The 6,232-nt window shown below is 38.8% G+C and carries 8 protein-coding genes; all 8 read right to left on the bottom strand.

Features of this window, described 5'->3' with window-relative positions; all coding sequences use genetic code 11:
- The coding region (locus Q1V93_RS17000; RefSeq protein ID WP_300666324.1) for an SDR family NAD(P)-dependent oxidoreductase at positions 1 to 296 on the bottom strand (296 nt) is incomplete at its 3' end.
- A gap of 77 nt (positions 297 to 373) precedes the next feature.
- Positions 374 to 1,234, bottom strand: a complete 861-nt coding sequence (locus Q1V93_RS16995) for an AraC family transcriptional regulator (protein ID WP_300666323.1) — start codon at positions 1,232 to 1,234, stop codon at positions 374 to 376.
- A 262-nt stretch (positions 1,235 to 1,496) separates the two neighbouring features.
- A complete protein-coding gene (locus tag Q1V93_RS16990; RefSeq protein WP_300666322.1) occupies positions 1,497 to 2,075 on the bottom strand; it encodes a hypothetical protein in 579 nt (192 codons plus the stop codon).
- Positions 2,076 to 3,521, bottom strand: coding sequence for a hypothetical protein (locus Q1V93_RS16985; protein WP_300666320.1), 1,446 nt, complete (start codon positions 3,519 to 3,521; stop codon positions 2,076 to 2,078). It abuts the gene before it with no gap.
- Between the two features lie 163 nt (positions 3,522 to 3,684).
- Positions 3,685 to 4,113, bottom strand: a complete 429-nt coding sequence (locus Q1V93_RS16980; RefSeq protein ID WP_300666318.1) for a hypothetical protein — start codon at positions 4,111 to 4,113, stop codon at positions 3,685 to 3,687.
- Positions 4,110 to 4,652 (bottom strand): hypothetical protein, encoded by a 543-nt coding sequence (locus tag Q1V93_RS16975; protein WP_300666317.1) that lies wholly within the window; start codon positions 4,650 to 4,652, stop codon positions 4,110 to 4,112. Before Q1V93_RS16975 ends, Q1V93_RS16980 begins: the two co-directional genes overlap by 4 nt.
- Positions 4,653 to 4,714: 62 nt before the next feature.
- Entirely contained in the window at positions 4,715 to 5,281 is a 567-nt protein-coding gene (locus Q1V93_RS16970; protein WP_300666315.1) for a Crp/Fnr family transcriptional regulator, read from the bottom strand.
- Between the two features lie 191 nt (positions 5,282 to 5,472).
- Positions 5,473 to 5,835, bottom strand: a complete 363-nt coding sequence (locus Q1V93_RS16965) for a nuclear transport factor 2 family protein (protein ID WP_300666314.1) — start codon at positions 5,833 to 5,835, stop codon at positions 5,473 to 5,475.
- Between the last annotated feature and the right edge of the window lie 397 nt (positions 5,836 to 6,232).

Here is a 6,232-nt window from a genome sequence, read left to right as displayed (position 1 = left end):
TCAAATGCAGATTGCGGATAACCTCCGTAAATTCCCGCATTGTTGATCAAAATATCCAATGATTTTGTTTGCTCACCGATTATTATCCGGGCTTCCTTTACTGATTCATCATTGGTTACATCCAGCTGAATGGCTTCTACATGATGTATTCCTTCCCCTTTTAATTTATTCACAGCTTCTATACCGTTTTCTAAATTGCGACAACCGAGATACACATAAATTCCTTTTTGGGTAAGTTGTTTTGTTACTTCAAAGCCAATGCTTTTGTTTGCTCCTGTTACTAATGCTGTTTTCATTTTCTGCTGTTTTAAATGATTGAAGCAAAAGTAGAGAGCCGAAAAACAGATGAAATGGACAAATCGTTTTATTTGCCCTACAAATCCTGACTGTGCAAAAAGTCAGTGATACTTTTTCCTGTGCTTTTTTTGAAAAGTCTTGAAAAATAGTCCGGGTCATTAAACCCCAATTCATACGCCAATTCTTTTACGGAAAGATTTGAATAACGCAGTTTTCGTTGGGCTTCTATCATCAGACGGTTAGTGAAAAAATCCTTTGGCGATGTACCTGAATGTTCTTTTACGAGCCGGTATAAGCTGTTGGTCGTTAACGCCAGTTTTTCAGCAATGCTATGGATAGATGGCTGCTCTGTAAGGTGTGTTTCCACCATCAATTTGAACTCAACAAACTTTGATAAATTCGAGTTTACAAGATCTGCCGGTTCATTTTTAAAATAAGCACTGTTCAATTCTGACAATAGTAAATTCAGGTAGGCCAATATGATTTCAGAGTCGGTCGAATGTTTTTCTGTATAAAGTATTTGATTCAAAATTTCAAAAACTTTTCTCACCCGTTCCCTTGCAGCATCGTCTAACGTTAGTGTTTGTGCATTTAATGGGTTGACCAAAAACGGGAAGCTTTGCGGTAGTAACGCCAATGTATTTTCATCAAACAGGATCTTAAAATAGTTTAGATTGTCTGTTTTATCCGGGGGAATAAAAACTTGATTGGGCATCGCAAAAAGCAAGTCTCCATCAGAAACCGTAATATCTTGTAAGTCCAATTTGTAAGTGACCGAACCGCTGTCAATGAATACAATGAAATAAGAAGTCAACCTCCGGGGTTCAAGCAGTTTTTGCTGAATATCAGCAGAAGAATAAGGATTCTCATTGGAGTTAGAGTTAACCTTCAACTTATCGTTCTGTGAACTCCCGGATTTTTCGTTTGGTTCCTGCATTTGGTCTGCACTTATTTTGTAACGTCTTTTTTACGATTGCCGCTAACTCGTTTCTTGACGAATATAGCCAGTTTTCGGTACATCATAATTTATTATTATGACAATCCTTCCTCATTCTCTGTTTCCACACTCGCTTTGAAAAGTCGGGATATAATATGTCAGAAGCAGAAGGTGCTATAACCGTAGGATTTCAAGAATGGAAGGGGTTATTTACAATATGGTAATATGGTGATTTTGTTTTTTACCCTTAATCTTAATGGCTTTAAAGACCACTAACAGGACCAACAAGAGGAACCTGGATTGGCTTAGCTATTCCGTAAATGACCAATACACCAGAACCTCCACCCCATGTCGAAAAAGCGGGATCAGGTTTCGCTTGCATCACAGTTTGGGGCAGATTCCAGTTATTGGCACACCAGAGATTACCGGCCTGATCAACAATTACATCGGTCAGCATCTGAATACTACCTGAATGAATGGTATGAACGACATCTCCCGTATGAAAAGCTTCCGTACGCGCACTTGCTGAGGCACCAGCCATGAATGACACTCCTCGCCCCATAAAGTTGGCAACCCATACATCATCATTACCATCAATCGATATCCCCCAGGGAGCATTCAATTCACCATCTCCGAAAGCCGTTAAATCAGATGTGTGAGAAGTTTTATCAATCGTATCAATTGGATTGGCATCAAAAGGAATCATAAAAACAGAACCGGTTTTACGATTGTGTCCAAGTGTTTGTTGAAGATGCGGATAACCAAGAGCAAAGCCCTCAATAATGGAAACACCATCTGTAGGAGTTGTAGAAGGAAAGTCCGGACTTGTATTACAGGCCACTCAGCAATTCCCAATCGAATCAAGTGCCACACCACGTCCGCCACCTGCAAGGATAAAACGTTCTACCTTGGGGTTTTCCTCAGACGGAGTATAACGCACCAGTGATTTACCATTCGTATTACTGATCCAAACCCGGTTCGAATTATCAATAGCAGCAGCAAACGGAGCAGAAAGAACGGTCTTCTGCTTTTCATCAACAATCGCAACAACTTTACCTTTGGAAAGATCCCCATTCGGAAAATAGAGCATCTCATTGGATGAAGTTCCGACAATCCAAATATCACCATTGGGCGCCAGACCAATACCTTGCAATCCACCGATCTCATTGAAGATTTCAACCAGATTTTCCGGAACCTGTTCAACGACCGGAGAACCATCTTCCAGTTTATATACGCCAATAGATCCATTAAAGCTCGTCACCCAGCAAGTTCCGGCTTTGGTAATCGCTGTCCCCCAACCTACTCCATCAACTCCCATTCCAGTGTAGCCGGTAACGGGAGGCGACACTAACCGGCCTGTCGAATCCAGCTTAACCAGTCCTCCTCCAAGACCTTGATATACGCCATTTTGCGCTCCGGGCATCCAGTTCAAACCAGTCCACAGGTTTCCGTCTTCATCCAAAGCGAGTTTTCCGGGAGCGCAGATTCCACCCTGACCAAAAACCAGGATCATCGCAAAATCTTCCGGGGCAAAACTTAAATAAGGCACAAAAGGAGAACTCCGCCGACTGACAGGAACTTTGCTATTGGGTTTAGCCGGAAAACCATCTTTCGGTTGCGGATAAGCTTGGTCAAAAAGGTCAAATAATTCTGTTGGATGCATCCAGGGAGATTGGGCAATGCCAATCATCGCCTCAGCAGTATTTCCGGGTCTTTTACCTCCTAATGGCGTTGAAGAATCCAAAAACTCACTCTGCCAGTTGTAACCCTCTGACGTTATCGTACCGTAAGCCGTTATCAAAGCTGCCAACGTATTTATGCGTGCCAGCGTCTCATTCTGTGTGATATTGAATGGATCCGTTAACACATTCCCCCAGGTTCCCGTTACAGGATTCACCAAATTGGGAGTATTTTTAGCTGCAATCGTAACTCCCTGCAAATTTCCCGACAACTGAAGGCCGCTAAAAAACTGAGCGCAGGTAAAAGCAGATGCCACTGTTGTTAACTCATTCACGACAACTCCGTTCGTTGCAATCTCCTCCGTAAAATTCGGAGATAGAACTGACAGCAAAACCACGTTAGAGTCATGTAATTCAGCAATAATATAGAGAATCGCATCGGGGGATTCGGGAGTAGCAGTTAAGACAAATTTTCCCTTCGCTTCTCCGTTTACGACATACTCAGCTATCGCGGTGAGAGAATTTACCTCCCACAGTTTCACGATTGCAGTAACATCATTGGATTGGTTAAATGATAATGTTCCTTGAATAGTAATTGGATCAGACATCGTTTTAGTTTTAAGATAAATAGTGATTTAATTCGTTCTTTCTATACAAGCCAATTGCATAGAGATCATTTTGACCATCTAAACTTAACTATTTTTCCTTTATCATTTGATTTTCAGCCACATCTTTAACGATACCGTTATCTACCCGTTTTCAATTCAACGATTACATACTGTCAAAAAAGTGAATGTCCGTTTTACCCTGGTTTAATTCGGGAATTGTCTGCCGGAGAAAATCCAATGCTTCATGGATTGAAGCCACATTTTTTAAGGTAACTCTTCCCCGCTTTTCGATAAAGGTCTCGTTCGGTCTTAATTCCAAATGATTGGGCTTCACAATGACGATGTGATTTAGAAGAGGATGAAGAAGTAAAGGGGAAGAATTTTGTAATTCTTCTAAGGAAAATAGTTTGTTCAACGGTGCTAACCGATTATCAATTATTATGTGAAATGACTCTTTCACATCCTGTAATAATTTTTGAGCTTCCGTAAATACACCAATGATATCTTCATGAGTGATTTCTGAATGAAAATGAGTGAGCGCAGCAACTTTGGTTTCCAGTATCCACCCCACTTTGTAATTTGAAGTTCTCATATCGTTGTCTTTCGTTTTTTTACCCAATGGATTATATTCTTTCCCATGAAAAACAAAATGAATGAAAGACTAATTGCACCTCCTGTCATTTTAATAGAACTGAATGTGCTTGATATCGCCACCCCGGAAGCCGATATTTCAGGAAAATGATTCATCAAAATGATTTGCGAAATATTTTCGAAAATATCTGAAAGCGTCAAAAAAAGAGGCACCATAATATACCATTTTTCCTTTCTGACTAAGGCAGCAAGTAACAGGGAATAACCTACACCGGATATGATGGTATAGAAAAAGTCCACTCCAAGCATTTTTAAGTAGAATTTTCTTCCTTCCTCACCTAGTTTTTGATACAAGTCTGCGATGTATTCAAAGTTGTAAGAAAAGAACTGGTCAGGGTTTTTTACGTTATCGGAATAGCGCAGAAATTCAGGCAGATAATCTATAATTAATAAAGCTTGTAAAGCAAATCCAACTGTCAGTAGCGGAAGGGCAATTTGATATTTCCCATTTTTAAAAAAGAAACGCGTCAGTTTTTTCACCTCGAAATACGTTTTATGATTAATAACCACAAAATTATCCCGGTGGATTTCTAATTCTGTTATCAATTGTTATCAGTCCGCACAAGCATTGATTTTTTTAAGCGGCTGAGTGAAACAGGCGTAATACCTAAGTAAGAAGCAATGTAGCGTTGAGAAATTTGCCTTTCCAAATGGGGGTAAAACGCAATGAATTTCTGGTATTTGTCAACGGCTTTTACTTGCATCAAACAATCATCTCTGTTCATAAGCCTGGTCTGTTCTCTTTCCTTAATTACCTTACCTACTTCAGCTAATTTTTTGGTTTCAGATAATAAGTCTTTCAATTGCCTGGAATCAAATACCAATAAGGTTGTACGGCATAAAGCTTGATAATGATAGATGGAAACGCCTTTTTGAGTTCTAAGTGACTGTGTGCTCATAAACTCTCCTTCTTCAAAAAAGGACGTGCTTTTCTCATTACCTTCTTCATCGGTAATAAAGCCTCTAACGATTCCGGTTTCCAAAAAAACTTCCTGGCTGTTACGGTCGCCTTTTCGAAAGATTATTTCATCTTTCTTCAAATGCATCGTAGTCCCAATAGCTCTTATAGAGTCCCATTCCTCTTCATTGACAGATGATAGAATTTTCATGGTTTATTTATTGATTTGCAAAAAACGTACAGATAACTTGTCTATTGACGAATATAAACAGTTTTCGGTATATCATGAATTATTCAAAGACCCGGGACTGGTTATGACAATCTGACTTTTTCATATCCTTAGTTTTGTCTCTGCAATGTGGTGGATTTTTAGCACAAAAGTTCAATAGAATCCCTAAAAGATTAAATCGAAATACCACTTCCCCCTACAACTTTTATTCCATCCGGACAATCCTTCCAAAAGCGGATATACCTGTATTTTGCTTCAAAAGACTCATCACCATAAGTTCCTTTTAAACTCATTTGCAAGGTAATTACAGCCAGGTCATCAATCATTTTAAGTTCTTCAACATTCGGAATGAGTTCGTGTATTTTCAGCTTTCCATTACGATATGTATCCAAATCCATTTCTTTAGTTATGGTTTCACCACTTGGAATGATAAAAAGCAAATCAGTATGTAAAAGTTCATCAAGTTCTTTAACATCACTATTTTTAATTGCCTCGTAAAGTCTGTTTTCGAGGTTTAAAATTTCTTTTTTTGTCACGTTCTATATTTTAGAAGGATTTTTCAATCGGGTTACAGCTAACTTGTTTATTGATGAAGATAACCAGTTTTCGGCACATCGCCATTTATTCGAAATATTTATAGGGATAATATGGAGCAGATCATGATGATTTCACTACCCCCTATTCTCAATGTTTACAAGTCTTGTTATATTCAACCTTATACTTTTCAATATAGTGCCCAAATATAGATTCATCATCAGAGCTACTATCTTTAAAAAAGTTAGAAAAATTAATATTAGAAATTTCTAGCTTCTCCACTCGTTGATTTCTTAACTCCAGGATTAAATAGCTTTTATCATCGTTCGACCGAACAATATAAATAATGTGGGTCGACAATATATCGCACCATTCGTACAAATCATTATTAAATTAAAT

The organism is Fluviicola sp. (genome assembly GCF_030151805.1).
GTDB lineage: Bacteria > Bacteroidota > Bacteroidia > Flavobacteriales_D > Crocinitomicaceae > Fluviicola.
Note: the sequence above shows the minus strand (reverse complement) of the source record. Positions and strands in the feature narration are given on the sequence as shown.